Genomic DNA, 24,937 nt, shown 5'->3' with positions numbered 1-24,937 from the left:
TTAGTTGCGCGCCCCTCCGCCTTGCCAAGCGGTCTGGTGAGGACGCAAGCGCACGGGGGCGGACTTGTAGGCCGGCGTGCCCGAGCGCTGGTCATGGTCGTCCAGCGACACCACGACATTGGTCTCGGGATAGTATGCCGCCAGGCAGCCCGGCGGAATGTCGCGCGCCACCACGGTGAAGGCCCGCACGATCCGCTCGCCGGTCTCGTCGAACGCCGCGCCCAGGTCGACGAGGTCGCCTTGCGCCAGGCCCAGCCGGGCCATGTCGTCGGGATTGGCGAAGATCACGTCGCGCCGGCCGAACACCCCCCGATAGCGGTCGTTCAGCCCATAGATCGTGGTGTTGTACTGGTCGTGGCTACGCAGGGTGGTCAGGATCATCACGTCCGGATCGCCTTGGCGCGGATCGCCGCCCTTGGGGTTGAACGGCAGAAAGTTGGCCTTGCCGCTGGCCGTCTTCCACACCCGCTCCGTCGGCCCGACCGGCAGACGGAAGCCGCCCGGAACGCGGACCCTGTCATTATAGTCTTCGAAGCCTGGGAAGACCCGAGCGATCAGGTCGCGGATGGCGTCGTAGTCATCAGCCAGACCCAGCCAGTCGACATGCGGATCGTGGCCGAAGGTCGCGTGAGCGATCCCCGATACGATAGCCGGCTCTGACATCAGGTGCTCGGACGCCGGCGGATTGAGGCCGCGCGAGGCGTGGACCATCGACATGGAGTCCTCGACCGTCACCGATTGGCGCACGCCGGCGCGGACGTCCATCTCGGTGCGACCCAGGCATGGCAGCAGGATCGCCGCCTTGCCGATCAGCAGGTGCGTGCGGTTGGGCTTGGTGGCGATGTGGACGGCCATGTCCAGCTTGCGCATGGCCGCGAAGGTCCGCACCGGGTCCGGCGCGGCCACCGCGAAATTGCCGCCCAGGCCCAGGAACACCTTGGACCGGCCGGCTTCCATCGCCTCGATCGTCTCGACCACCGTATGGCCGTGCTCGCGCGGCGGCTCGAAGCCGAAGACGGTCTGGATCGCGTCCGACAGCGCCTTGGACGGCTTCTCCCAGATGCCGACCGTGCGGTTGCCCTGGACATTGGAGTGGCCCCGCAGCGGGCAGATCCCCGCCCCTTCCCGACCGATATTGCCCTTCAGCAGCAGCAGGTTGACCAGCTGCTGCACCGTGCCGGAGCTGTCGCGGTGCTGGGTCAGGCCCATGCCATAGCAGAGGATGGTCGCCTTGGCCTTGGCGTAGACAGCCGCCGCCTCTTCGATCCGTTCGCGGGACATGCCGCTGCCGGCCTCGATATCGGCCCAGTCCATGGCCTCAAGCTGGGCGGCCAGGATCTCGAAGCCGGCGGTGTGTTCTTCGATGAAGGCGCGATCCAGGACGCCGCCGTCGCGGGCCTCCATGGCCAGCACCGCCTTCATCATGCCTTGCACGAAGGCCGCGTCGCCGCCGATCTTCAGCTGGAAATAGGCCGAGGCGATCGGAGTCGAGCTGAGCGTCGCCATCTCGACCGGATCCTGCGGCGCGGCGAACTTCTCCAGCGCGCGTTCCTTCAGCGGATTGAAGGCCAGGATCGTCGCCCCGCGCCGGCTGGCGTCGCGCAGCGAGGTCATCATCCGTGGATGGTTGGTGCCGGGATTGTGCCCGAAGCACAGGATCAGGTCGGCGTGATCGAAGTCCTCCAGGGTCACCGAACCCTTGCCCAGGCCGATCGAGTCCGGCAGGCCGACGCTGGTCGGCTCGTGGCACATGTTTGAGCAGTCCGGGAAATTGTTGGTCCCGAACCGCCGGCCCAGCAGTTGGTAGAGAAAGGCCGCCTCGTTGCTGGCCCGACCGGAGACGTAGAACTCCGCTTCATCCGGATGGGCCAGGGCCTTGAGCGCTCCGCCGGCGCGGGCGAAGGCCTCGCCCCACGAAATCGCTCTATAACGGTCGTCGGCCGGATCGTAGGCCATCGGCTCTGTCAGCCGGCCCAGGTCCTCGATGGCGTGATCGGTCCAGGTCAACAGCTCGCTGACCGTGTGCTGGGCGAAGACCTCCGGCGTGGCGCGCTTGGTCGTCGCCTCCCAGGCCACGGCCTTGGCGCCGTTCTCGCAGAACTCGAACGAACTGGTGTGCTTCGGATCGGGCCAGGCGCAGCCGGGGCAGTCGAAGCCCTCGGGCTGGTTGGCCCGCATCAGAGTCTTGCCGCCCTCGACCACCGTTTCCTGGTCGACTAGGGCCCCGGCCACGGCCTTCAGCGCGTCCCAGCCGCCAGCGGGATGGGTGTAGGGGCGAACGCCCTCGACCTTGCCTGGAGCAACCTTGTCGTCAGCCATCAGATCGGCTCCAGCTCAGACTCTATAAGACGCTCGCCGCCAGCGAACACCGCGTGGCCGTCGGCGCGGGCCAGGGCGACCAGAGTCAGGTTGGCCTCCTGCGCCTTGATCACCGCCAGCTCGGTCGGGGCCGAGACCGCGACCAGGATCGAACAGCCCATTCGCGCGGTCTTTTCGATCATCTCGAACGAGGCGCGGCTGGTGACGACGATGAGGCCATCAGCGGCCGAGATCTTCTGGCGCGCCATCAGGCCAGCCAGCTTGTCGAGGGCGTTGTGCCGGCCGACGTCCTCGCGGACCGCGACCAGGGCGCCGTCTCTACTGAAGAAGGCCGCCGCGTGGGTGGCGCGGGTCAGGCGACCCAGAGCCTGCTCGGCCTCCAGCGCCGCCAGAGCGAGCGGGATGGCCGCGTGTTCGATCCGCGCGCCCTCGCCCAGCACCGGCAGCGGCCGCACCGCGTCCGCCAGGCGCTGCACGCCGCAGAGCCCGCAGCTGGAGCGGCCTTCCAGGTTGCGCGGTCGCGCCTTTTTGGCCAGGGCGCCGGGCGCGAGACGGATATCGACCAGGATCCCCAGCGCCTCGTCCTTGCGGACGATGTCCAGCACGTCGCCGGCGGCGGCTATGCCTTCGGTGATTACGAAGCCCAGGGCCAGGTCCTCGACATCCTGCGGCGTGGCCATCAGCACCGTGTGCGGACGGCCGTCGAACGAGAGGCCCACAGCCGTCTCGCGCGGCAAGGGCCGCTCGAGGGGCTGGACAGGAGTCCCGGCGCGCCATTGCACGGCGGGGCGTGGGGTAGCGGACGAACGCGACATGGTCGAAGCCTAGGCCTGGCGTCGTGCGAAAGGAACCATCCGATCGAACGACCCCGTCACGTCACCGCACGAATGTTCAAATCCGTCACCTTCAACGGATGACCGGGAGCCGTTCCTGACGCAATCTCCTCCCATGGCTGGCACGACCTTCGACACCCGACGCGCCCAGATGTTTCCCCGGCTGGAGCCGGCCGAGATCGATCGGCTGCGCCGCTTCGGCCAGGTGATCCATGCCGAGGCCGGCGCGGCCCTGGCCACGGCCGGCGTCGCCTCGCCCGGCCTGTTCGTGATCCTGGCCGGTCGGGTGGCGATCAGTCGCCGCGACGCCCACGACGAAAGCCAGCCGATCGTCGAGCACGCCGCCGGCCAGTTCGTCGGCGAGATCGCCCAGCTGTCGGGCCGCCCGTCGCTAGTCGACGTCAAGGCCCTCACCCAGGTCGAGGCGCTGCTGATCGCCCCGGAGCGTCTGCGCGCCGTGCTGGTCGCCGAGGCCGAGCTGGGCGAACAGATCATGCGCGCCCTGATCCTGCGCCGCGTCAGCCTGATCGAGACCGGGGCCGGAGGTCCGATCATCATCGGCCGCGAAGCCGACGCCGAGGTCATCCGCCTGTCGGGCTTCCTGGCGCGCAACGGCCATCCCTACCAGCACCTCGACCCCGACCAGATGGACTGCGCCAAGGTGCTGATTGAGCGCTTCCAGATCGACGACAGCGAACTGCCGATCGTGCTGTGCCCCAACGGCGAGATCCTGCGTCAGCCCACCAATCACCAGCTGGGTCGCTGTATCGGCCTGGTCGGACCGATCGACGCCAACCGCCTCTATGATGTCGCCATCGTCGGGGCCGGCCCCGCCGGCCTGGCCACCGCCGTCTATGCGGCTTCCGAAGGCCTGTCGGTGCTGGTGCTCGACACCCGCGCCTTCGGCGGCCAGGCCGGGGCCTCGGCGCGGATCGAGAACTATCTGGGCTTTCCCACCGGCATCACCGGCATGGCCCTGATGGGCCGCGCCTACGGCCAGGCCCAGAAATTCGGGGCCGAGCTGGCCATCCCCGACGAGGTCGCCTCCCTGGTCTGCGAGGACGACGGCCAGCACCGCTATCGCCTGGCCCTCGCCAGCGGCGAGACAGCGCAGGCCAAAACAGTCGTCATCGCCAGCGGCGCCCGCTATCGCCGGCTGGAGGTCGAGAACCTGGACCGCTTCGAAGGCGCCTGCGTCCACTACTGGGCCTCGCCGCTGGAGGCCAAGCTGTGCGCCGGCCAGGAGGTCGCCCTGGTCGGGGCCGGCAACTCGGCGGGCCAGGCGGCGGTCTATCTGGCCAGCCAGGTCAAGAAGGTCTGGATGATCGTGCGCGGCGAGAGCCTGGCGGCGACCATGTCGCGCTACCTGATCGACCGGATCGAGAGCACGCCCAATATCGAGGTCATCGTCAAAAGCGCGATCGTCGATCTGGAAAGCGAGGACGGCAAGCCCAACCAGTTGTCGGCCGTGCGCTGGCGCGGTCCGGACGGCGTCGAGACCGTCCAGACGATCAGCCACCTCTTCCTGTTCATCGGCGCCGCGCCCAACACCGCCTGGCTGACCCATTGCCATGTCGAGCTGGACAACCATGGCTTCGTCCGCACCGGGACCGACCTCACCCCCGGCCATCCGCTGCTGCAGACCAGCCGCAAGGGCGTGTTCGCGATCGGCGACGTCCGGGCCGGCTCGGTCAAGCGGGTCGGGGCCGCCATCGGCGAAGGCGCCCAGGCCGTCGCCGCCATCCACGCCTATCTCGCCGAGGCCTGAGAGGACCGCGCTTATGACCTGCACGCACGGCGACTCCATCCATCACGTCACGCCCGGCTCCAAGGGCTGCGAGGAATGCCTGAAGACCGGCGGCTGGTGGGTGCACCTGCGCCTGTGCCGGACCTGCGGCCATGTCGGCTGCTGCGATGACAGCCCCAGCAAGCACGCCACCGCCCACTTTCGCGCGACCAAGCATCCGATCATCGAGGGCTACGACCCGCCCGAGGGCTGGGGCTGGTGCTTCATGGACGAGGAATTCGTGGAGCTGCCGGACCAGACGCCACAGGTCGGCCCGATCCCGAGGTTCGTCGAGGGCTGAGCGCGCGCCGGCGCCCTTCCGCCGGTGGAGCCGGCGGGCTTGGGGAGGCGGCGGAGCGTCCGGGCAGGGCCCGGATGATGGGGTAGAGGAACACCGTTTCGGCCGAGGTCGGAGCGCTCCGCGTGACCGTTGTTCGTGAGCCTTCGGCGCGCGGGGTCTTAACCCGCTTCCGACAGTGGCCCCCGGCGGGCGGAGAGAGATGCGTTCCCTCCGGACCACGCGGGCGATTTCAGCCCGCGCCTGCCGCGCCGGTCGAACCTCGCCGCTGGATTTTCGTCCCGATGTTTCAGGGAACCCGTCCAGATCCGTCACGAGGGCGGCCCGAAGGCCACGACCAGCGCTTCCCGCTCGATCACCCCCGCCGCTCGTTCGGTCGCCAGCTGAAACGCCCTCCCCCGCGACGGGGCGAGGAGAAGTATGGGTCAGGTTTTCAGGGCGATGCGTCGATTTTGGATTGGCTCGTGGGTCGCGGGGGCAAGGTGTTGATTTTGCGCGGGTCGTGCGCGTCAGTTCCCGCACGTCGACGGGATTTGCTGCTCACCGTGAATCGACAGCAGACCCTACGAAACTCTGCCTTCGCCCCTTGGCGGAACTTCGAGAAAGCTTATGGGCAATAGCCGCGATCATGAGCGCAAGCCGCCACTATAGTCAGTTCGCCGCCCAAGCTGTCCCAGGCTCTCCAGCCAACGGCAACCATCGCTAGGACCAGGAAGCAAACCCAGGACCAATATCGGATCGCGTTTTTCCTCCTATCGATCCGCTCAGGGGTGTCAAAGAACGTGAACCGGCACTTGGTAAGGCCGACTACGAGATGCCAGAGGATAGCGCCCTCCATCGCGAGGAAAATCGCCAGGCGCGCAGCCACGGGCAAAGGTTCGTTGCTCATGTCCGAGATACTTTAGCATTGGTGTTTGAGCGGAACAGTCTGGCAGTCTGCGAACTTCCGACATCCACCCTTAGGGTGCCGAAAGGGGGACCGCGATGAACGATCAAGTTACTTGTCCCATTTGCCAAGGCCAGTTTGGGATTTGCTACGGCTACTACACTCCCCGAGACACGGCTGGCTTCCAGTGCGAGGGCTGCGGCAAGTTCGAGGTTACCCGCACGGCTCTCGTGGACTGGTTCAACGACCGTCGACACCTAACGCCGTTACAAAAAGCCGCAATGAGCCATGCACTGCGCACGGGAAACCGAGGTTCCGGTGCGCCAATGGTGACAACGGACTGGCTCGCGCGCTTCGTGTCTGGCGCTCGCCTCCCAACACCAGCCCAGCAGGCTTCAAATCTGATCCGCATTATCGGTGACGCAGTGGCGGACACCGGCGATGGCTATTTCATCGACGACGTTGTCGATACCCCGCTCATTGGTGCGATTAATCGGGCGATGTTCAGCCAACTTCTGTCAGAGCTCATTGCTCGAAACCTGCTGGTGCGCCTAGTCGAACGCCATCAGGTTTCGAATCCTCGTGGAGACGGCGTACTACAAGGCTCCTTATGGGGGCTCTCCCTAGATGGCTGGGAGCGATACGAAAGCGAACAACGTGGACGCGGGGCCGCGCGTTACGGTTTCATTGCAATGAAATTTGGCGACGCAGTGCTCGATCCCTTTATTGATCAGCACGTCAAGCCCGCCGTGCGCGATCGCATTTCCTATGATCTTGTCGATCTACGTAATGTCTCGCGTGCTGGTGTTATCGACAACATCCTGCGCGAGCAGATCCGAGACGCAGCCTTTGTGCTCGTTGACCTGACGCACGACAATTCTGGGGCCTATTGGGAAGCCGGATATGCAGAAGGCTTGGGTAAGCCCGTCGTCTATATTTGCGAGCGAGGCAAGTTCGACGCGGCTAAAACTCATTTTGACACTAATCATTGCACTACGGTGATGTGGACCCAAGAAGAACCCATGCAGTTCGTCGATGAACTGGTTGCTACCGTGCGCCGCTCGCTGAACCTATTCGCGGAGGCTGCCTGATCAGGGGTCCGCTCACCACCGAGGCTGTGTAAAAACTCAGGGCTGAACCCCCTCACAAAAGAAAGCCTTCGCGTCCCGATCGGCCGTCATGAGCGACAAAGCGCCAGATCGTCGATTTTGACGTGGGTTGAGGGGCGGTTGCAGGCCGCCAATGTATTTTCACACAGCCTCCACCCAAGTCAGACATTGGCGCAAGCAAAAGGCCCCGGAGATTGCTCTCCGGGGCCTTCGCATTTTTCAGCCGAAGCTAAGACCGTTCGAGATTACTCGACGATCTTGGCGACCACGCCGGCGCCGACCGTGCGGCCGCCTTCGCGGATGGCGAAGCGCAGGCCTTGGTCCATGGCGATCGGGGTGATCAGCTCGACGTCCAGCTCGGCGTTGTCGCCCGGCATGATCATTTCCACGCCTTCCTTCAGCTTGATGATGCCGGTGACATCGGTCGTGCGGAAGTAGAACTGCGGACGGTAGTTGGTGAAGAACGGGGTGTGACGGCCGCCTTCTTCCTTGTTCAGGATGTAGGCCTCGGCCACGAACTTGGTGTGCGGGGTGATCGAACCCGGCTTGCACAGCACTTGGCCGCGCTCGACGTCTTCACGCTTGGTGCCGCGCAGCAGCACGCCCACGTTGTCGCCGGCTTGACCTTGGTCCAGCAGCTTGCGGAACATTTCGACGCCCGTGCAGGTCGTCTTCTGGACCGGACGGATGCCGACGATTTCGACTTCTTCGCCGACCTTCACGATGCCCTTTTCGATACGGCCCGTGACCACGGTGCCGCGGCCCGAGATCGAGAACACGTCTTCGACCGGCATCAGGAACGGCAGGTCAACGGGGCGTTCCGGCTGCGGGATGTAGGCGTCGACCGAAGCCATCAGCGCCAGGATCGCCTCTTCGCCGATCTTGGCGTCGCGGCCTTCCACGGCGGCCAGGGCCGAACCCTTGGTGATCGGAATGTCGTCGCCCGGGAACTGGTAGCTGCTCAGCAGCTCGCGCACTTCCATTTCGACGAGCTCCAGCAGCTCTTCGTCGTCGACCATGTCGACCTTGTTCATGAACACCACCAGAGCCGGCACGCCGACCTGACGGGCCAGCAGGATGTGCTCGCGGGTCTGCGGCATCGGGCCGTCGGCGGCCGACACGACCAGGATCGCGCCGTCCATCTGGGCGGCGCCCGTGATCATGTTCTTCACGTAGTCGGCGTGGCCGGGGCAGTCGACGTGGGCATAGTGACGGTTGGCCGTCTCATACTCGACGTGCGCCGTGTTGATCGTGATGCCGCGGGCCTTTTCTTCCGGCGCGGCGTCGATGTCGGCGTAGTTCTTGGCGGTCGCGCCGCCCGACTTCGCCAGCGTGATCGTGATCGCCGCCGTCAGCGTCGTCTTGCCATGGTCAACGTGACCAATCGTGCCGATGTTGCAGTGCGGCTTAGTGCGTTCGAACTTTTCCTTGGCCATCGTCTCTACCTTCGCGCCGGCGGGTGTTGTTGGGGTAACTCATATGGGGAGCTGGAGCGGGTAGCGGGAATCGAACCCGCATCCTCAGCTTGGAAGGCTGCTGCACTACCATTGTGCTATACCCGCCTTATCACCCAATCGTGGGCTAGCGGGGTCGCGATCGGCTCCCGGTCTCTGGCTCTGGGACCCATCTTGCCTTCAGGACGCGCCCGTCTCGGAACTCGTCGCGTGCATGGTGGGGGAAGCAGGACTCGAACCTGCGAAGGCGTACGCCAGGGGATTTACAGTCCCCCCCCTTTGCCACTCGGGACATTCCCCCAAGCACGCGACGGAGTTCCGAAGCCGGCGGCCTTTAGCCGGTTCGATGCGCAACAGCAAGCCGTTGAACTTCGAACCAGAACAAAAGCTTCTTTGGACGGTGACGGACGATGCTAAGAGCAGCGCCGGCCGGCTAAGAAACCCTTGGGGCCCCAAATCGGAGCGCGTCTTATAGTGTCCTCTCATTCCGAACGCAACGACCGGAAACGTCCTTCTGCACCCGGACGCGATTTTCGTTCCAAGCCCCGGAATAAAAACGAGTTTTCTCGCGGGCAAGGTGACGCCAAGGACTGGATTTGGGGGACGCACGCCGTCGAGGCGGCGCTTTCCAACCCGCTGCGACCGGCGCCGAAGCGCCTTCTGGCGACCCCGGACCGCGCCAAGCGACTCGGCCCCGATCTGCAGAAGCTGACCTGCCTGCAGGTGATGGAGGGCCAGGAGATCGCCAAGCACCTGCCGCAGGGCGCCGTGCACCAGGGCCTGGCCCTGAAGATCGACGAGGCTGAGTCCCTGTCGATCGCCGAGATGGGCTCGCCCGCCAAGGGGCTGCTGGTCATGCTGGACCAGATCACCGACCCGCAGAACATCGGGGCCATCTTCCGCTCGGCCGCCGCCTTCGGGGCCAAGGGCGTGATCCTGCAGGACCGTCATGCCCCGGTGCTCTCCGGCGTCCTGGCCAAGACCGCCGTGGGCGCGGTGGACAAGGTCGCGCACGCGCGCGTGGTCAATCTGTCCCGCGCCCTGGAGGAACTGGCCGACATGGGCTGGCGGGCCGTGGCCCTGGCCGGCGAGGCCGAGGAAAGCCTGGAGGCCGTACTCGACCACCAGCCCACCGTGCTCGTTCTGGGTTCGGAGGGCGAAGGCGTTCGTCGTCTTGTCGCGGAACATTGCGACGCCTTGGGAAAAATCCCGATGCCCGGCGGGTTCGAAAGCCTGAACGTGTCGGCCGCGGCGGCCATCGCGCTTTATGAAGCCTCGAAAGTTCGCGCGCAGGACGAAACTGTTTCGTGAATCCCTCTTAACCGTTTTGATTTCGTCGCAAGCACGTGCTCTTCTCGCGAACAATGGTCCGCGAGCGCTTGCTCGCGGAGGAGTTAGACATGGGATCGGGGGACCCGATGTTTGGACGTAAGGTACGCTTGGCCGCCTTGGCCACTACGGCGGTCGGCGTTCTGATGCTTGCCGGCTGCAGCGCCGGCGACCAGGTGAGCGCGCCGCCACCGCCCAGCGATCGCCAGGATGCGTCGACAACGCCGGAGCTGATGGGCGCCGCGCCGCCGCCGAGCGCCGACCAGGCCCAGGACGGCCTGCTGGGCGGTCCGAGCCAGGCGCAGGCCCAGGCCCGCGCCGACGCCGGCGTGGGTTCGAGCCCGCTGCCGCCGCCTTCGCGCAATTCGCATCTGAAGACCTGGCGCCGCCCGGACGGCACGCTGGTCACGGCCATGCGCCCGATCGCCAATCCGAAGGGCTCCAGCCGCTACGAGCAGAAGCCGCGTCGCGTCCACGCGACCATTCCGGCCGCGCACGCCGCGCCGAAGCCGATGGTCGTCGCCAAGCCGGTGACCCCGAAGACGGTCGCCCCGGCTCCCGCGCCCGTCCAGGCCGTCAAGCCGGCCGCGCCCGCCGCGCCGCTGGCCAAGCCGCCGGTCGTGGCCGCCAAGCCGCCGATCGTTCCGGCCGCTCCCGCGAAGCCGGCGACCAAGCTCGAGAAACTGCAGGCCGTCGTCGCGCCCGCCGCCACCAATGGCGCGGTCCTGGCCGCCGGCGAGAGCCTGGGCAAGAACCAGCCCGGCCAGGTGACCCTGTCGCTGCCGGCCACGCTGGGCGACCTGATCAAGCAGGAAGCCGCCAAGCTGGGCCTGACCAAGGCCGCCAAAAAGACCAGCGCCTATGCCGAACTCTCGGGCGACGGCTATGAAGTCACCCCGAACGGCCGTCAGACGGCCGTGGTCAAGCCGGGCGAGCCGACCACCTTCGCCTGGCAGGTCAAGCCCGGTCCGGAGGCCAAGGGCCAGCTGACGTCGCGGTTCGGCCTCGAGCTGAACGGCGCCAAGACCCCGCAGGGCTTCTCGCTGGGCGAGATCAGCAAGCGCGTCGCCGCCCTGCCGGAACAGGCCAAGAAGGGCGTGGGCAAGCTCGACCTGGGCGCCCTGAACGGAAACGTCACGCTGCCGGGCCTCGGCGCCGTGTCGATCAAGACCGCCCTGGGCGCAGCCCTGGTGCTGCTGGCGCTGATCATCCTGGTCGGCGTCTCGCGCAGCGCCTCGGCGGCGCGTCGTCGCGCCGAGCGCCAGCGCAAGTACCGCACCCTGACCGACTACGGCCGCAACGAGATGGAGTATGAGCAGGAGCAGCACGCCCCGGCCTCGACCCACGTCTCGCACGTCAACCCGTTCCTGGCCGCGGCCGGCGGCGCGGTGGCGGGCGCGGCGGTCTCCTCGGCGGTCTCCTCGCATCAAGACGACCACGGTCATGGCCACGACAATCATGGTCAGACGCATGACAGCCATGGCCACGACGCTCACGCCCATGACGACCATGGCCATGCCGCGCATGACGGCCACGGCCACGATCTGCACGCCGAGGCTCATCCCGAGCCGCACGCGCCGGCCGAGCACGTCGGTTACCTGAACCCGATGGTCGCCGCCGCCTCGGCCCACCCGGTCAGCCATGACGACCACGGCCACGACACGCACGCCGCGGTGCATGACGAGCACCACGGCGAACATGCCGCGACTCATGACGAGCCCGCGCACGCCGCGCCCGATCATGACGCTCACGCCGCCGGGCATCACGACGCCCATCACAAGGAACCCGAGCACGCCCACTAGGGCCCGCGCCGGACGAAAAAGCGACGCCCCGGATCGACGGTCCGGGGCGTCGTCGTATTTGCGGCGGACCTGACCTTTTTGCGCCTTGCATCGCCGCGCGCCTCACCGCATTGAGGGTACATGTTCGAAACGCTGACGGCCCATCTGGGCGGCCTGCAAGGCCCTCTGACCGCTCTGCTGCAAGTGCTGATGATCGACCTGGTCCTGGCCGGCGACAACGCCGTGGCCGTGGGCCTGGCGGCCGGCGGCCTGCCGCCCAAGGACCGCAAGAAGGTCATTCTCTACGGCCTGGGCGCGGCGGTCGTGCTGCGCATCAGCTTCGCCCTGATCACCACCTGGCTGCTGGGCGTCATCGGCCTGCTGCTGGCCGGCGGCTTCCTGCTGCTGTGGGTCTGCTGGAAGATGTGGCGCGAACTGCGCGAGCAGGCGGCCAACGACGACGCCATGGCCTCGATCGACGGCGATGACAGCACTGAACCACGGGCCCGGCCCGCCAAGTCGTTCAAGCAGGCCTTTGTCCAGGTGCTGATCGCCGACGTCTCGATGTCGCTGGACAATGTGCTGGCCGTCGCCGGCGCGGCGCGCGAGCACCCGGGCATCCTGATCTTCGGCCTGCTGCTGTCGATCGCCCTGATGGGCCTGGCCGCCAGCGCCATCGCCAACCTGCTGCATAAGCACCGTTGGATCGGCTTCATCGGCCTGGCGATCGTGCTCTATGTCGCCGTGCACATGATCTGGGAAGGCCACCGCAGCGTGGTCATGGACCTGAACCAGACGGCCGCCTACAACGCCGCCGCCCCGGCGCCGCTAGACATCAAGCCGGACGAGCTGGCCCAGCACAACAAGCACAAGTAGGGCGAGGATCACGCTCAGCGCGCCGGAAGCGGCGGCAGGTCCAGCCGCCGCAGGTCGGCCATCCTGACATAGAGCCGCAGGATCGCGTGGTGGCGCGCCGTATCGTCCCGCGCCTCGACCGCCTCGTGCAGGCCGATCAGCGCCCTCCGCAGCGTCGCGTTGACACGGTCGAGCGCCGAGACGGTCACCTCCTCCGTGAACGGAAGACCCGCGACATCCAGCCCATAGTCGGCCGCCGCCTCGAGCAGGGCCGCGCGGATCAGGGCGTTCTCCTCCACCCGCGCCGCCACGCCGCGCTCGGCTTCCTGGGCGGCCAGCAGCGACAGCAGAGCCACCAGCCCGACCTTGCCGGCCATGAACTCGCCCTGCTGTTCGGGCGGCCCGGGATCGACCATGCACATGAAGTTGCCGACCAGGATGTCAGGCAGGCTCGGGGTCATGGCAGATCCTCCAGGCGCAGCATCGCGGCGGCCAGGATCTGGTCGTGCCGCCGGGCGGTGTACCAGCCCGACACCGCCAGGATCGGCTCCTTGAAACCGCCGTCGCGATATTCCTTGGCCGCCGAGGTCCAGATCGCCTGGCCCTTCACGGCCGCGAACAGCGACCACCAGGTCAGGGCCTCCTCATCGACCGTGAGACCGCTGGCCTTCGACCAGATGGCGAGGGCCTCGTCGCGTGGGATCATGGCGGCGACGGTCGTGGCGTCGAACGGATTCCACAAGGGGTCGATGGCCCAGGCCAGGTCCTCCAGCGGATCGCCCAGATGGACCATCTCCCAGTCCAGCACCGCCAGGATGCGGCCGTCCGGAGCGTGCAGGAAATTGCCGCCGCGATAGTCGCCGTGCACCACCCGCACCATGCTAGGCGGAGGCGGCGGCTTGCGGCGCAACAGCCGGATGGCGGCGCGGACGATCGGTTGCGGATGCTGTTCGTCGGCCTCGATCACGGCGGCCCAATGGCCGACGGCGATCCGCCAACAGTCTTCGGGCGCCGGCGTCTTGGCGGCCTTCGCCAATGGCAGGCCGGCGGGATCGGCGCCCGCTATACGGCCCAGGATGTCGAAGAACGCCTCGCCGACCGTCCGCGCGTGGGCGCCGTAGGGCATCGCCGTGAACGGCGAGACCACCGTCCCGCCCTCGACCCGCTCCATGATGAAGAACGGCCGCTCCAGTTCCGCGCCCTCCGCGTCCATGGCGACAGGGCGCGGCGCGGGCACGCGATCGTGGAAACTCTCCAGGGCCAGGTATTCCAGGCCGCGGTCGGTCTCGATCAGGCTGCCGGGCGGGTCGCGGCGCAGGATCAGGGGCTTGGCCTCTCCCCCCGTGTTCGCCACGAAACGATAGGTCTCGCGGCTGGCCCCGCCGGGTATGCGCGACAGCTCGGCGACGGTGACCGGCTGGCCCCAGGTCCGGGTGAGATACGCCTCCAGGCGTTCGGCCAGGCCGCTCAAGGCGCCATGTCCAGGATGGAGGCGAAACCCGAGGTCGCGTGCGGACCGATGGCCAGCTGCTCGAAGACGCCCCTGCCCTTCCGCGAGCGGCCCGCGCCGTCGACATAGGTCACATCGCTTAGCGCCTGGACGTGCAGCAGATGCGGCATCTTCCGGTCCATGTCGGCGGTGACGAAGTCCTCCCGCTCGACCTTCAGTTCGCCGTGGTTGAGGCCGTGTCCCCAGACGGGGTGGTTGTAGCCCAGGCCCAGCATGAAGAACTCGGTCTTGGGTTCGATCGCCACAGAGCCATCGGCGCCGAGGTCCAGCGTCGCGGCGGACGCGTGGCGCGTGCCGCTCTTCCAGTCGATGGCGCAGGACGCCCGCGCGAAACCGCCAAAGTCGTTCTCGCGATCGCCGTCTTCCAGCCAGAGCGCGCGACGGTTCCAGGGGCGGCCCAGTTCGTCATCATTGGTGTGGAAGAAGAGGCTCCCGTCGGCGAAATTGCACGGCGCCCACAGCCAGAAGAATTGCGGCGGGGCCGGCGGCGCCAGCTCCTGCGGGTCGCGCGCGCCGACGGGCCGCACGCCCCACGACCGATCGCGGGTGCCGACGAAACCGTCCACCGAGGTTCGCGCGCCGTCGACCTCGATCCAGCCGCTGTAGCGGCCATTCTGGGTCAGGCGCGTGTAGTCCAACAGCGTGCGCGGGCCGTTGCGGCGCACGAAGCGCGGCTCCTCGATCGGGAACGCGCGGCCCTCGAAGACGATCTCGGCGGCGATCCCCTGCTCCGGCGCGGCTACGGTCAGCTTCAGGCGTCGCAGCGGCTCAAGAACTTCGATGGAGATCGGCCCGACCGTCAGATCCATCCGCTCCATCTTCAGCCAGCGGCTGGCGTGCAGATTGACCTGCCTGCCCTGCTTCATCACGCAGAAGGCCGCGTCAGCGATGTTGAGGTGCGGATAGACGCCGAACGCGGCGGCGAAGAACAGGTCGGCGCCGTCGCCCTGAGCGGCGTAGCCGTTGAAAAAGTAGCGGTCGTAGAAGTTCCGATCCGTCCCCGCGTAGGCCACGGGCTCGGGCGTCTGATGGATCGGGTAATCGTCGCCCCAGGTGAGCGCCATGCCGTCCTCCCTTCTGGACACGCGAACGCTCTGACTGCTTACGAAGTCGGCTTCGCTTTACGTCCAGATGAACGACGTTAAGGTCGCGCTCGACGATTGCAACGGTGACGGAGCGTAAGCCGATGGAGGGATGGACTCCCCGGACCTGGACGGGCCTGGCGGCGCTGAGCGGCCTGCTGTCCGTGGCCTTCGGCGCCTTCGCCGCCCACGGCATCGACAGCTGGAAGGCCGTCGAGTGGCTGAAGACCGGCGCCCAGTACCAGATGATCCACGCCCTGGCGGTGTTTGGAGCTTTCGCCCTGCATCGGGCCGGGGCCAAGGGCATGGGCCTGGTCACGGCGCTGTTCTTCGTCGGGACGCTGGTGTTTTCGGGCTCGCTCTACGCCATGGCCCTGGGCGCGCCGAGGATCCTGGGCGCGATCACCCCGATCGGCGGGCTGTCGTTCATGGCCGCGTGGGCGCTGATGGCCTGGCGCGGCTTCTCGATGCCCAATCAAGCCTGAGACTTCGCGCCTGGCAGGGCCAGGAAGAAGATCGCCAGGGCCGAGCCGACCAGGCAGGCAAACATCACAACGGCCACCGGACGCGGCGTGCCGTCGTGCAGCAGGCCGCCAGCCCATGACGCCAGCGCGCCCGCTCCGAACGAGGCCGAGCCCATCAGGGCGGAGATCGAACCGGCGCGGCGCGGGTCGACGCTGAGCGCGCCCGCCATGGTGTTGCCGCCCATCAGGCCGTACAGCGACAGAGAGGCGAACAGCAACGGCAGAACGGTCCACTGGCCGCCCCAGCCGGTCCAGGCCGCCACGGTCAGCAGGAAGGCCGCGGCGATCGAGGCGATGCTGGCCTTGCTCAGCACCTCGTCCGGCAGGTTGCGCCGCAGCAGCAGGCGATTGACCTGGCTGGCCCCGATGATGCCGACGGCGTTGAAGGCGAAGATCAGATTGAAGACCAATGGCGTGTGGCCATAGATCCCCATGACCAGGTCCGGCGCGCCGGAGATGTAGGTGAACAAGACCGCCCCGTTCAGCGCGCCGGCCAGGGCGTAGCCGACTAGGCGACGCAGACCCAGGAGAGCGATATAGGCCTTCAGCGGGTTCTCCGACCGCGCCTGGGCCAGGGTCTCGGCCGAGCGGGATTCCTTCAGGCCCGCCAGCACCCAGGCCCCGACGGCGAGACCGAAGACGACCTGGACCCAGAACACCACCCGCCAGCCGGCGAACGCCTGGATAACGCCGCCCAGTTGCGGCGCCAGGACCGGCGCAAGCCCCATGATCAGCATCATCAGCGACAGCACTCGGGCGGTGTCGGTGTGACCAAAGCGATCGCGCACGACCGCGCGCGCCACCACCGCTCCAGCGCATCCCCCCAGGGCCTGGACGAAGCGCGCCCCGATCAGGGCGTGGATGCTGGGCGCCACGGCGCAGGCCAGCGATGCGACGATATAGACACCGATCCCCGTCAGCAGGGGGCCGCGCCGCCCCAGACGGTCGGACAGGGGGCCATAGACGAACTGACCGATGGCCATGCCCGCGAAGAAGGCCGCCAGCGTGGCCTGGGTCTGGTCCGGCCGCGCCGACAGGCTATGGCCGATCTCCGGCAGGCTGGACAGGTACATGTCGATCGACATCGGCGCGAAGGCCGTCAGCGCGCCGAGAAGCAGGACGAGACGCCACGGAACGGCGGCGGGCGGCGGAACGGTGTCGGTCATGGCGCGCCCTTCTACGCCCTTTGGACCTTACGCAAACCTGAAATGAAGCTTGCCCGGATCCGCGACGGGCTCCAGGGTGATCAGCAATCACCTGGAAACGCGGGAGGACGCGCGATCATGACGGTCAAGAATCCGGGCCTGCCCGAGCCGCGGTACGCCGACGTCAACGGCATCCGCATGGCCTACTACGAGGCCGGTCCGCGCCACGGAGTCCCCGTCGTCTTCTGCCATGGGTTTCCGGAGCTGGCCTTTTCGTGGCGCCACCAGATCGCCGCCCTCGCCGCCGCCGGCCGTTGGGTGATCGCCCCCGACCAGCGCGGCTATGGCCTGACCCCCGGTCCCGAGGCGGTCGAGGCCTATGACATGGACCACCTGACCGGCGATCTCGTCGGACTGCTGGATCATCTGGGCGTGGAGAAGGCGATCTTCGTCGGCCATGACTGGGGCGGCATCATCGTCTGGCAGATGCCGCTGCTGCATCCCGATCGCGTGGCCGGGATCATCGGCCTCAACACCCCCTTCACGCCGCGCCTGCCGCTGGATCCGATCGAGATGTTCCGCAACGCCTATGGCGAGGACATGTACATCGTCCACTTCCAGAAGCCGGGCGAGGCCGACGCGCGCCTGGGCGCGGATCCGGAGCGGACGATCCGCTTCTTCATGCGCAAGCCCAAGAGCTCGCAGGACGAGTTCCTGGGCCGCCCGGCCGAACGCCGGAGCCTGGCCCTGCAGGACGCCCTGCTCCACTACGACCCGGCGACCGACGACAATCAGTTCCTGGAACCCGACGAACTGGCCTTCTTCGTCGACGCCTTCAAGCGTACGGGCTTCACCGGGGGCATCAACTGGTATCGCAACTTCACCCGCAACTGGGAGAAGGCCGAGACCCTGCCCCGCCGGATCGACGGCGTCCCCTGCCTGATGATCATGGCCGAGCTGGACGTCGTCCTGCCGCCAGCCATGGCCGACCGCATGGGTGAGCAGATCTCGGACCTGGAGAAGGTGCTGATCGAAGGCAGCGGCCACTGGACCCAGCAGGAGAAGCCCGCCGAGGTCAACGCGGCGATCCTGGATTGGGTTGAGCGGCGGTTCCCGCTGTAGCCGATGCGTGATCTTCGTCCTTCGACAGGCTCAGGATGAGGATCAAGGCAGGCTCAGTAGAAAACCTCATCCTGAGCTTGTCGAAGGACGAGGTTTTCGGTCTCTCAGTTCCGCGCCGCGATCATCTGGCCAGCCCGCCTCCGCATGGCGGCGGCCAGTTGCAGCATGGCCAGGGCCGAGACCTCGTCGCGCTCGCCGGCGCGCAGGCTGTAGACGCTGGCCATGGCGAACAGCGCCTCGGCGCGATCGACGCCCTCGGCCCCGAACATCTCACCGATCTGCCGATCGAGTTCGGCCAACTGCACCGGGTTCAGCATCGCGAGAAGTTCGTCATCGGAATAGTCTTCGGGCGCGAGCTGAGTCATGGCGGGCAACATACAGAACCGAGCGAAGGGCGAAAACCTCAAGGGTCTGCCGAAGCAGACCCGTGTGTTTCTTTGACGAAAGGCCTGCTTTTCCGACGCGAGGAAAATCCCCGCGATCGGGCAGGCCTTTTGCTTTCCTCCGTTCACAGGCGGCGGAAAAACACGTTAGGGTTCGTCTCATGGATCGTAACGCTTCCGCCGCCGCCATGAGTTCCGTTGGTCGCCGCGGCCTCTTCCGCGAGGTCGAACCCTTTTCGTTCGGCTGGATGCCCACCGGCGGCCCGCACGAGATCTACTACGAGGAATGCGGCAATCCGCGGGGCAAGCCCTGCGTGATCCTGCACGGCGGCCCGGGCGGCGCGGTCAATCCGACCATGCGGCGGTTCTTCGATCCAGCCAAATGGCGCATGACCCTGTTCGACCAGCGCGGCTGTGGCCGGTCGCGCCCGAACGCGAGCCTGGAAGACAACACCACCTGGAGCCTGGTCGAGGACATCGAGCGCCTGCGCGAGCATCTGGGCGTCGAGAAATGGACCGTGTTCGGCGGCTCCTGGGGTTCGACCCTGGCCCTGGCCTACGCCATCAAGCACCCCGACCGCGTCGCCGGCCTGGTCTTGCGCGGCATCTTCCTGCTGACCGAGCGCGAACTGGGCTGGTTCTACCAGGACGGCGCCTCGATGCTGTTCCCGGACGCCTGGGAGCGGTTCCTGGCTCCGATCCCCGAGGAGGAGCGCGGCGACCTGATGGCCGCCTATCACCGCCGCCTCACCGCCCAGGACCGCCGCGTGCAGCTGGAAGCCGCCGCCGCCTGGAGCCAGTGGGAAGGCGACACCATCTCCCTACGCGGCCCCGACGCCCGGCCGCCCAAGTTCAATGAAGAGGACTTCGCGATCGCCTTCGCGCGGATCGAGTGCCACTTCTTCACCAACAAGGGCTTCTTCGATCACGACGGCTGGATCCTGAAGAACATCGACAAGATCCGCCACATCCCCGGCTGGATCGTCCAGGGCCGCTTCGACGTCGTCACCCCGCTGGACAGCGCCTGGAAGCTGCACAGGGCCTGGCCCGAGGCGCGCTTCGACATCGTCTGGGACGCGGGCCACGCCTCGACCGAGCCAGGCGTCATCGACGGGCTGATCCGGGCGACGGAAGCGGCGCTGGTCAGCTAGGCCTGTCGATCTCGTACCAGCAGCCGGGCTCCCAGGCGTCACGCGCCGAGGCGTAGACCAGCCGCTCACCGACCTCTCGCATCCCCAGTTTGATGAGGATCGCGCGCGAGGCGGCGTTGTCCGGGTGCGCCTGAGCCTCGATCGTCCGGACCGGCAGAAGATCCCAGATCGACGCCAAGCCGGCGGTCGCCGCCTCCAGCATGTAGCCCCGGCCCTGGACGTGCTCGGCGAGGTGATAGCCGATCTCGACGCGGCCATCGGGCGAACCGCCGCCAAAGCCGCCAACTACCAAGCCATCCTCCCGTCGCTCTATGGCGTAGCCGACATGCCACCCGTCACGCGCGCCTTGCCGCGCATCGGAAATACGCGCGGCGGCGAGCTCGGTCGAAGTCGGATCGGGCCAGGACGTCAGCCAGCGTACGACACCAGACGTCAGATTCGCCGACAGGATTGACGCGTCGCCCTCGCGGAAGGCGCGGAGCCGAAGGCGCGGGGTCACGAGAACGGGCAACAGTTCCGCCTCGCCGCCCGTCATCACATCAACGAGCCCTTGCCGCTGGTCACTTCGGTGTAGCGATGCACGCGCACGGCCTGCACCAGGCCGAAGCCGACCATGACCGTCAGCATGACGGTGCCGCCGTAGGACAGCATCGGCATCGGCACGCCGACGACGGGGGCCAGGCCCATGACCATGGCGCCGTTGATCAGCACATACAGCGAGAAGGTCGCCGTCACCCCGGCCGCGGCCAGGCGTCCGAAGTGGCTGTGGCTGATCGAGGCGATACGCAGGGCCATGAAGATCACCGCGCCGTACAGGAACAGCACGCCGAAACAGCCGACGAAGCCGAACTCCTCGGCCAGGGTGGCGAAGATGAAGTCGGTCTGTTTCTCGGGCAGGAAGTTCAGCTGGCTCTGCGAGCCCAGGCCAAAGCCCTTGCCCAGCAGGCCTCCAGAGCCCAGGGCGATCTTCGACTGCAGGATGTGGTAGCCGTCGCCGGACGGGTCCTGCTCGGGGTTCAGGAAGGTCAGGATCCGGTTGCGCTGATAGTCGTGCAGCCCGAACATGATGAAGGGCGGAATGGCCACGGCCGCCATCGCGCCCAGGGCCGCGATCACCCGCCAGGACAGGCCGGCCAGCATCATGATCGCCCCGCCGGTGGCGGCGATCAGGATGGCGGTGCCCAGGTCGGGTTGCTTGGCCACCAGCAGGAACGGCACGCCGATCATCGCGGCGGGGATCAGCAGGCGCCAGGAGAACCGGGCGCTGTCGGACGACAGGCCGTGGTAGTAGCGGGCCAGGGCCAGCACGAGGCCTATCTTCATCACCTCGGACGGCTGGAAACGCAGCGGCCCCAGCTGCAGCCAGCGCTGGGCCCCCAGCGAGATGTCGCCGACCAGGTCGACGGCCACCAGCAGGATGAGGCCTACCCCGTAGATCGGATAGGCGGCGGCGAACCACCAGCGCAGGTCGCACATCGCCAGGGCGATCATGATGATGAAGTAGACGCCGAAGCGCAGCAGGTGCTTGTCCGCCCAGGGTTCCCACGAGGCCCCCGCGATCGAAAACAGCATCAGGCCGCCGACGCCGGCGATCATCGCCAGCACCAGGCAGAAGGTCCAGTCGACCTCCATGAACTTGATGATCGGCCGGTCGCGTTCGCCGGGCCGGGTCAGGCCGCCGCTCAAGGTCATCTTTGCCCTCCCTGGGGCGTGGTCGGCGGAACGGTCGGCGCGGCGCCGACATCGGGCGCGGGCGGCGCGACGCCCTCGACGGGGTCGTCCGGCGCGGCGCCTTCCATGACGTCTTCCGGAGCGACCTCGGGCAGCGGCGCGGGGCGCTCGATGCGGGCGCGGATCTCGGGATCCTTCAGCAGGGCCACGCGCATGACTTCGCGGGCGCGCGGCGCGCCGGCGGTGGCGCCGCCCAGGCCGCCGTGCTCGATGATCACCGCCACGGCGTAGCGCGGGTCGTCATAAGGGGCGAAAGCCACGAACAGGTTGTGGTCCTTCAGGCGCCAGGTCGTGGCGTAGCCCTTGCGGTTCTTGACCCCGTCGTAGCTGCGCACCTGAGCGGTGCCGGTCTTGCCGGCCATCTGCACGTCGCCGAGGCCCAGCTGGCTCTGCCTGTAGGCGGTGCCGCGCACGTCGTTGGCCACGGCCGCCATGCCGCCGCGGACATAGTTCAGGTGCTCGGGGGAGAACGGCAGGTCGGGCACGGCGGCGCCGCTGGGCTGCTCCACCCCGCCGACCGACTTGATCAGACGCGGGACCAGCGCCTTCTTGCCGTTGGCCAGGCGCGAGGTCATCACCGCCAGTTGCAGGGCGTTGACCGTCAGAGCCCCCTGCCCGATCCCGTAGCTGGGGGTCTCGCCCGGAAACCAGGTCTGGTTGGCCGGATTCTTCTTGAACGCCCGCTTCTTCCAGGCCGGGTCGGGGACATTGCCCCTCTTCTGGCCGGGAATACCGATATCGTAGATTTGGCCAAAGCCCATGGCCCGCGCCGCGTTCGCGATGGCGTCGGGACCGATCTTCAGCGACGTCTGGTAGAAATAGATATCGCAGGAATTCTTGATCGCCTCGTGCAGGTTCTGCGAGCCGTGGCCGCGCGGCTCCCAGCACCGCCAGGTCCGGCCGCCATAGTACCAGCTGCCGCCGCAGTTGATGCGGACCTCGGGATTGATGCCGGCGGTCAGCGCCGCCAGGCCCACGGTCGGCTTGAAGGTCGAGCCCGGAGGGAAGACGCCGGTCAGCGACTTGTCCAGCATCGGTTTGCGCTCGTACTCGGCCAGCGCCTTGTACTCGGCGCCCGACAGGCCCTTCACGAAGCGGTTAGCGTCGAAGCTGGGAGCCGACACCATGGCCAGCAGGTCGCCGTTGCGCACGTCCATCACGACGATGGCGCCGCTCTCCTCGCCCATCACCTCGAGGGCGCGGTTCTGGATGTCGGCGTCCAGCGTCAGCAGGACTTCCTTGCCCGGGGTCGGCGGCACGTCGCCGGCCGGATCCAGGCGTACGACGCGGCCCTGCGCGTCGACCTCGGTCTTGGTGGCGCCGGCGCGACCGCGCAATTCCTTGTCGAAGGCCTTCTCCACGCCCTGCTTGCCGATGCGGAAGCCCGGGTGGTGCAGCAGTTCCTGATCCTGGGTGGCGTCGTCCTTGGCCGCTATGAGGTCGCGGTCCGAGACCTTGGCGACATAGCCTATCACGTGGGCGAAGGCGCCGCCGAACGGATAGACCCGAACCTCGCCCATGTCGGCGGTGACGCTGGGCAGTTCCGGGGCCCGGATGTTGACCCGTGAGAACTCCTCCCAGGAGAGGTCCTCCATCACCACGACCGGGGCCTTGCGGGGCGCGCGGTCGAGCTCCTTCAACACACGGGCGCGGCGCGAGCCGTCGATCGGCACCAGCTTGGCCAGGTCGTCCATGACGGCCTCGGCGTCCAGGCCCTTGTCCTTGTTGATGATCAGCCGGAAATTCGGACGGTTGGACGCCAGCGATACGCCATTGCGGTCGCGGATCAGGCCGCGCGGCGGCGGCACCAGGCGGTAGTTGAACTGGTTGCCGGCCGAGAGCTTCTGATAGCGCTGGGCCTCGACCAGTTGCAGCTGGGCCAGGCGTCCGCCCAGGGCCAGCAGGCCCGCGCCCGTCAGGCCGCCCAGCAGGAACGCGCGCCGGTGGAATACCCCCTGACGCTCGTTGACCTCGAAGAAGAAGATGGACGGTTCGCTCATGGCCTCACCGGAACCGCACGTCGGCGTCCTCGAAGCGATCGACCAGGCGGTGGGCGAACGGGAACAGCAGCGCCGTGACCAGGAACTGCCAGAACACGGCCAAAAGGCTCGGCATGGCCAGACTGTCGAGCATGGTGAACAGGAAGCCGGCGACCATGGCGACGGCCGTGACCCCGGCGAACCAGGCCCACATCATCGGCCGGCTCTGGCCGGTCATGGCGTTGCGCAGGATCAGAACCATGGCGTAGGCGACCAGCAGCGACAGACCCCACAGGCCCGTTGGACCGCCCCAGAAGATGTCCAGGAACAGGCCAAGGATCAACAGCGCGAACGGGGCCAGGATCGAGGGGCGGATCATCGCCCAGGCGAAGGCCGGCACCATGGCGAACACCGGTTCGGGCAACTGCAGGCCCCAGATGCGGATCGGCGCGGCGAACAGGATCGTCGCGAAAATGCACAGCAACATCGGCACGCCCAGCCAACGGGCGGGATTGAGCGCTCGCCCGCCGCTCATGCTCATCGTGGCGATCCCGTCGGCGCGGGCGTCGCGGTCGCGGCGGGCCTGGGCTGGGCCGGTTTCGGCGTCGCCGGCTTCTGGGCCGCCGGCCTGGGCTGAGCCGCGGCGGTCGGCGGCGTGGCCGGCGGGGCCGCCGCGGGTTTCGGCGCGGGCGTCGGGGCGGACAGGATCGAGGTCTGCGGATCCTCGGTCGTCACCGGCGGCAGGGTCTTGGCTTCCAGCTGCTTCTCGTCGGCCAGTTGGGCGAAATCCTTGAACAGCAGGATGCGGATGTAGTCGATCGACGACTGGTCGGCGAACAGCACCACGCGCCAGCGGCCGTCCAGCCCCTTCACGGCCGCGCCCACCGGCAGGCCGCGCGGCACGACGCCCCCGTCACCGGAGGTGACAACACGATCACCCTGCTGGATGGGATCGACGCCCCGAAGGTACTCCAGCTTGGGATTCGGGCCGCCGTCGCCGGTCAGGATGGCGCGGGCGTTGGTGCGGTCGATCATCACCGGCGTGCGCGAGGCGATGTCGGTCAGCAGCAGCACGCGGCTGGCGCCGCGCGAGACGCCGACCACGCGACCGACCAGGCCGCGTTCGTTGAGAACCGGATTGCCGACCTCGATGCCGCGCTCCGAACCGGCGTCGGCCAGGCGGGTGTTGGCGAAGGGACCGCGGCTGTCGGCCACCACCCGGGCCGAAGCCATCGGGATCGGCGGATCGGTGCGCAGGCCCAGCAGGCTCTTGAAGCGTTCGTTCTGGTCTTGCAGGTCCAGGGCCCGGTCACGCCACTGGCGCATTTCGGCCAGCTCCGTCTTCAGGCGACGGTTCTCCGAGGCCGTGAAGAAGTAGCTGCGGACGAAGTCCAGGCCCAGGCCCGTCCAGCGACCGGGCGCGGCGATGGCGCCGCTGACCGGCTTGGCGACGACGTCCACCGTCTGGCGGGTGACGCCGTAGGCCTGCTCCTGCAGGGTCTCGCGACGGTCCGCCAGCAGGAAGGCGACGGCGATAACGGCCGCCACGATCAGGGCCACCGCCGCCGTCCAGGTAAGCGGCACTTTCAGGTCGCCGAGGGGACCTTCGCGAAAGGGCACGTAGTTTCTCCCGACGCCCCCCAAGGCGCCTCTAGAGCAA

The 24,937-nt window shown here is 67.6% G+C and carries 22 protein-coding genes and 2 tRNA genes; 9 read left to right on the top strand and 15 right to left on the bottom strand.

Annotation, left to right across the window (positions count from 1 at the left end):
• On the bottom strand, positions 1-2,319 hold the full coding sequence (locus tag AC1RJ9_RS25570; RefSeq protein WP_492841101.1) for an FdhF/YdeP family oxidoreductase: 2,319 nt from the start codon (positions 2,317-2,319) through the stop codon (positions 1-3).
• Positions 2,319-3,134 (bottom strand): formate dehydrogenase accessory sulfurtransferase FdhD, encoded by an 816-nt coding sequence (gene fdhD / locus AC1RJ9_RS25565; protein WP_492841103.1) that lies wholly within the window; start codon positions 3,132-3,134, stop codon positions 2,319-2,321. Before fdhD ends, AC1RJ9_RS25570 begins: the two co-directional genes overlap by 1 nt.
• A 133-nt stretch (positions 3,135-3,267) precedes the next feature.
• Here fdhD and AC1RJ9_RS25560 point away from each other — a divergent pair, with 133 nt between their 5' ends.
• From AC1RJ9_RS25560 to AC1RJ9_RS25550, 3 genes are all read left to right on the top strand, one after another.
• On the top strand, positions 3,268-4,920 hold the full coding sequence (locus tag AC1RJ9_RS25560) for an FAD-dependent oxidoreductase (protein WP_492841105.1): 1,653 nt from the start codon (positions 3,268-3,270) through the stop codon (positions 4,918-4,920).
• 13 nt (positions 4,921-4,933) lie between these two features.
• Positions 4,934-5,239, top strand: coding sequence for a UBP-type zinc finger domain-containing protein (locus tag AC1RJ9_RS25555; RefSeq protein WP_492841107.1), 306 nt, complete (start codon positions 4,934-4,936; stop codon positions 5,237-5,239).
• Between the two features lie 981 nt (positions 5,240-6,220).
• Positions 6,221-7,213 (top strand): hypothetical protein, encoded by a 993-nt coding sequence (locus AC1RJ9_RS25550; protein ID WP_492841109.1) that lies wholly within the window; start codon positions 6,221-6,223, stop codon positions 7,211-7,213.
• Between the two features lie 263 nt (positions 7,214-7,476).
• Here the strand turns inward: AC1RJ9_RS25550 and tuf are convergent, their stop codons facing one another.
• The 3 genes from tuf to AC1RJ9_RS25535 all read right to left on the bottom strand — a co-directional run bounded on the left by tuf (position 7,477) and on the right by AC1RJ9_RS25535 (position 8,986).
• Entirely contained in the window at positions 7,477-8,667 is a 1,191-nt protein-coding gene (tuf, locus tag AC1RJ9_RS25545) for an elongation factor Tu (protein ID WP_096051670.1), read from the bottom strand.
• Between the two features lie 52 nt (positions 8,668-8,719).
• Positions 8,720-8,793, bottom strand: a tRNA-Gly gene (locus tag AC1RJ9_RS25540).
• Positions 8,794-8,900: 107 nt separating this feature from the next.
• Positions 8,901-8,986: transfer RNA gene (locus AC1RJ9_RS25535), tRNA-Tyr, on the bottom strand.
• 173 nt (positions 8,987-9,159) lie between these two features.
• On the opposite strand from AC1RJ9_RS25535, the gene rlmB reads away from it, so the two are divergent.
• From rlmB to AC1RJ9_RS25520, 3 genes are all read left to right on the top strand, one after another.
• Positions 9,160-9,996, top strand: coding sequence for a 23S rRNA (guanosine(2251)-2'-O)-methyltransferase RlmB (gene rlmB / locus AC1RJ9_RS25530; RefSeq protein WP_492841111.1), 837 nt, complete (start codon positions 9,160-9,162; stop codon positions 9,994-9,996).
• 107 nt (positions 9,997-10,103) lie between these two features.
• A complete protein-coding gene (gene stpX / locus AC1RJ9_RS25525) occupies positions 10,104-11,816 on the top strand; it encodes a stalk-specific protein StpX (RefSeq protein ID WP_492841113.1) in 1,713 nt (570 codons plus the stop codon).
• Between the two features lie 120 nt (positions 11,817-11,936).
• The gene (locus AC1RJ9_RS25520) at positions 11,937-12,671 is read left to right on the top strand and encodes a TerC family protein (protein WP_492841115.1); all 735 of its coding nucleotides are present in this window, start codon (positions 11,937-11,939) and stop codon (positions 12,669-12,671) included.
• A 14-nt stretch (positions 12,672-12,685) separates the two neighbouring features.
• On the opposite strand, the gene AC1RJ9_RS25515 is transcribed toward AC1RJ9_RS25520, so the two are convergent.
• From AC1RJ9_RS25515 to AC1RJ9_RS25505, 3 genes are read right to left on the bottom strand one after another with little or no spacing between them, the layout of a single operon-like run.
• On the bottom strand, positions 12,686-13,111 hold the full coding sequence (locus AC1RJ9_RS25515; RefSeq protein WP_492841117.1) for a hypothetical protein: 426 nt from the start codon (positions 13,109-13,111) through the stop codon (positions 12,686-12,688).
• The gene (locus AC1RJ9_RS25510) at positions 13,108-14,112 is read right to left on the bottom strand and encodes a phosphotransferase family protein (protein ID WP_492841179.1); all 1,005 of its coding nucleotides are present in this window, start codon (positions 14,110-14,112) and stop codon (positions 13,108-13,110) included. Before AC1RJ9_RS25510 ends, AC1RJ9_RS25515 begins: the two co-directional genes overlap by 4 nt.
• Before the next feature lie 5 nt (positions 14,113-14,117).
• The gene (locus tag AC1RJ9_RS25505) at positions 14,118-15,224 is read right to left on the bottom strand and encodes an Rv3169 family protein (RefSeq protein WP_492841119.1); all 1,107 of its coding nucleotides are present in this window, start codon (positions 15,222-15,224) and stop codon (positions 14,118-14,120) included.
• A 122-nt stretch (positions 15,225-15,346) separates the two neighbouring features.
• Between AC1RJ9_RS25505 and AC1RJ9_RS25500 the strand changes: the two genes are divergently transcribed.
• Positions 15,347-15,727: a DUF423 domain-containing protein gene (locus AC1RJ9_RS25500; RefSeq protein WP_492841181.1), complete on the top strand. Its 381-nt coding sequence runs from the start codon at positions 15,347-15,349 to the stop codon at positions 15,725-15,727.
• Here the strand turns inward: AC1RJ9_RS25500 and AC1RJ9_RS25495 are convergent.
• Positions 15,718-16,932, bottom strand: a complete 1,215-nt coding sequence (locus AC1RJ9_RS25495; protein WP_492841121.1) for a multidrug effflux MFS transporter — start codon at positions 16,930-16,932, stop codon at positions 15,718-15,720. The two genes, AC1RJ9_RS25500 and AC1RJ9_RS25495, sit on opposite strands and share 10 nt — an antisense overlap.
• 117 nt (positions 16,933-17,049) lie before the next feature.
• Between AC1RJ9_RS25495 and AC1RJ9_RS25490 the strand changes: the two genes are divergently transcribed.
• Positions 17,050-18,033 (top strand): alpha/beta fold hydrolase, encoded by a 984-nt coding sequence (locus AC1RJ9_RS25490; protein ID WP_492841123.1) that lies wholly within the window; start codon positions 17,050-17,052, stop codon positions 18,031-18,033.
• 104 nt (positions 18,034-18,137) lie between these two features.
• On the opposite strand, the gene AC1RJ9_RS25485 is transcribed toward AC1RJ9_RS25490, so the two are convergent.
• Complete coding sequence (locus tag AC1RJ9_RS25485) at positions 18,138-18,398, bottom strand: low temperature requirement protein A (protein WP_492841125.1); 261 nt, start codon at positions 18,396-18,398, stop codon at positions 18,138-18,140.
• 179 nt (positions 18,399-18,577) lie between these two features.
• Here AC1RJ9_RS25485 and pip point away from each other — a divergent pair, with 179 nt between their 5' ends.
• Positions 18,578-19,567 (top strand): prolyl aminopeptidase, encoded by a 990-nt coding sequence (pip, locus tag AC1RJ9_RS25480; protein WP_492841127.1) that lies wholly within the window; start codon positions 18,578-18,580, stop codon positions 19,565-19,567.
• Here pip and AC1RJ9_RS25475 read toward each other — a convergent pair.
• From AC1RJ9_RS25475 to mreC, 5 genes are read right to left on the bottom strand one after another with little or no spacing between them, the layout of a single operon-like run.
• Positions 19,560-20,078 (bottom strand): GNAT family N-acetyltransferase, encoded by a 519-nt coding sequence (locus AC1RJ9_RS25475; protein ID WP_492841129.1) that lies wholly within the window; start codon positions 20,076-20,078, stop codon positions 19,560-19,562. The two genes, pip and AC1RJ9_RS25475, sit on opposite strands and share 8 nt — an antisense overlap.
• Positions 20,079-20,101: 23 nt before the next feature.
• A complete protein-coding gene (gene rodA / locus AC1RJ9_RS25470) occupies positions 20,102-21,259 on the bottom strand; it encodes a rod shape-determining protein RodA (protein WP_492841131.1) in 1,158 nt (385 codons plus the stop codon).
• The gene (gene mrdA / locus AC1RJ9_RS25465; protein ID WP_492841133.1) at positions 21,256-23,298 is read right to left on the bottom strand and encodes a penicillin-binding protein 2; all 2,043 of its coding nucleotides are present in this window, start codon (positions 23,296-23,298) and stop codon (positions 21,256-21,258) included. The genes rodA and mrdA overlap by 4 nt, the downstream gene beginning before the upstream one ends.
• A gap of 4 nt (positions 23,299-23,302) precedes the next feature.
• Positions 23,303-23,818, bottom strand: a complete 516-nt coding sequence (locus AC1RJ9_RS25460; protein WP_492841135.1) for a hypothetical protein — start codon at positions 23,816-23,818, stop codon at positions 23,303-23,305.
• Complete coding sequence (gene mreC / locus AC1RJ9_RS25455) at positions 23,815-24,897, bottom strand: rod shape-determining protein MreC (protein ID WP_492841137.1); 1,083 nt, start codon at positions 24,895-24,897, stop codon at positions 23,815-23,817. Before mreC ends, AC1RJ9_RS25460 begins: the two co-directional genes overlap by 4 nt.
• Between the last annotated feature and the right edge of the window lie 40 nt (positions 24,898-24,937).

The organism is Caulobacter sp. GW822-FHT07D08 (assembly GCF_058798735.1).
The sequence above is the reverse complement of the archived record's forward strand: the minus strand, read 5'-3'. Positions and strand labels throughout refer to the sequence as shown.

Coding starts and splice junctions, on each gene's coding strand:
- AC1RJ9_RS25570 (WP_492841101.1), bottom strand. CDS start 2,319: ATGGCTGACGACAAGGTTGCTCCAGGCAAGGTCGAGGGCGTTCGCCCC.
- fdhD (WP_492841103.1), bottom strand. CDS start 3,134: ATGTCGCGTTCGTCCGCTACCCCACGCCCCGCCGTGCAATGGCGCGCC.
- AC1RJ9_RS25560 (WP_492841105.1), top strand. CDS start 3,268: ATGGCTGGCACGACCTTCGACACCCGACGCGCCCAGATGTTTCCCCGG.
- AC1RJ9_RS25555 (WP_492841107.1), top strand. CDS start 4,934: ATGACCTGCACGCACGGCGACTCCATCCATCACGTCACGCCCGGCTCC.
- AC1RJ9_RS25550 (WP_492841109.1), top strand. CDS start 6,221: ATGAACGATCAAGTTACTTGTCCCATTTGCCAAGGCCAGTTTGGGATT.
- tuf (WP_096051670.1), bottom strand. CDS start 8,667: ATGGCCAAGGAAAAGTTCGAACGCACTAAGCCGCACTGCAACATCGGC.
- stpX (WP_492841113.1), top strand. CDS start 10,104: ATGTTTGGACGTAAGGTACGCTTGGCCGCCTTGGCCACTACGGCGGTC.
- AC1RJ9_RS25520 (WP_492841115.1), top strand. CDS start 11,937: ATGTTCGAAACGCTGACGGCCCATCTGGGCGGCCTGCAAGGCCCTCTG.
- AC1RJ9_RS25515 (WP_492841117.1), bottom strand. CDS start 13,111: ATGACCCCGAGCCTGCCTGACATCCTGGTCGGCAACTTCATGTGCATG.
- AC1RJ9_RS25505 (WP_492841119.1), bottom strand. CDS start 15,224: ATGGCGCTCACCTGGGGCGACGATTACCCGATCCATCAGACGCCCGAG.
- AC1RJ9_RS25500 (WP_492841181.1), top strand. CDS start 15,347: ATGGAGGGATGGACTCCCCGGACCTGGACGGGCCTGGCGGCGCTGAGC.
- AC1RJ9_RS25495 (WP_492841121.1), bottom strand. CDS start 16,932: ATGACCGACACCGTTCCGCCGCCCGCCGCCGTTCCGTGGCGTCTCGTC.
- AC1RJ9_RS25490 (WP_492841123.1), top strand. CDS start 17,050: ATGACGGTCAAGAATCCGGGCCTGCCCGAGCCGCGGTACGCCGACGTC.
- AC1RJ9_RS25485 (WP_492841125.1), bottom strand. CDS start 18,398: ATGACTCAGCTCGCGCCCGAAGACTATTCCGATGACGAACTTCTCGCG.
- pip (WP_492841127.1), top strand. CDS start 18,578: ATGGATCGTAACGCTTCCGCCGCCGCCATGAGTTCCGTTGGTCGCCGC.
- rodA (WP_492841131.1), bottom strand. CDS start 21,259: ATGACCTTGAGCGGCGGCCTGACCCGGCCCGGCGAACGCGACCGGCCG.
- mrdA (WP_492841133.1), bottom strand. CDS start 23,298: ATGAGCGAACCGTCCATCTTCTTCTTCGAGGTCAACGAGCGTCAGGGG.
- AC1RJ9_RS25460 (WP_492841135.1), bottom strand. CDS start 23,818: ATGAGCATGAGCGGCGGGCGAGCGCTCAATCCCGCCCGTTGGCTGGGC.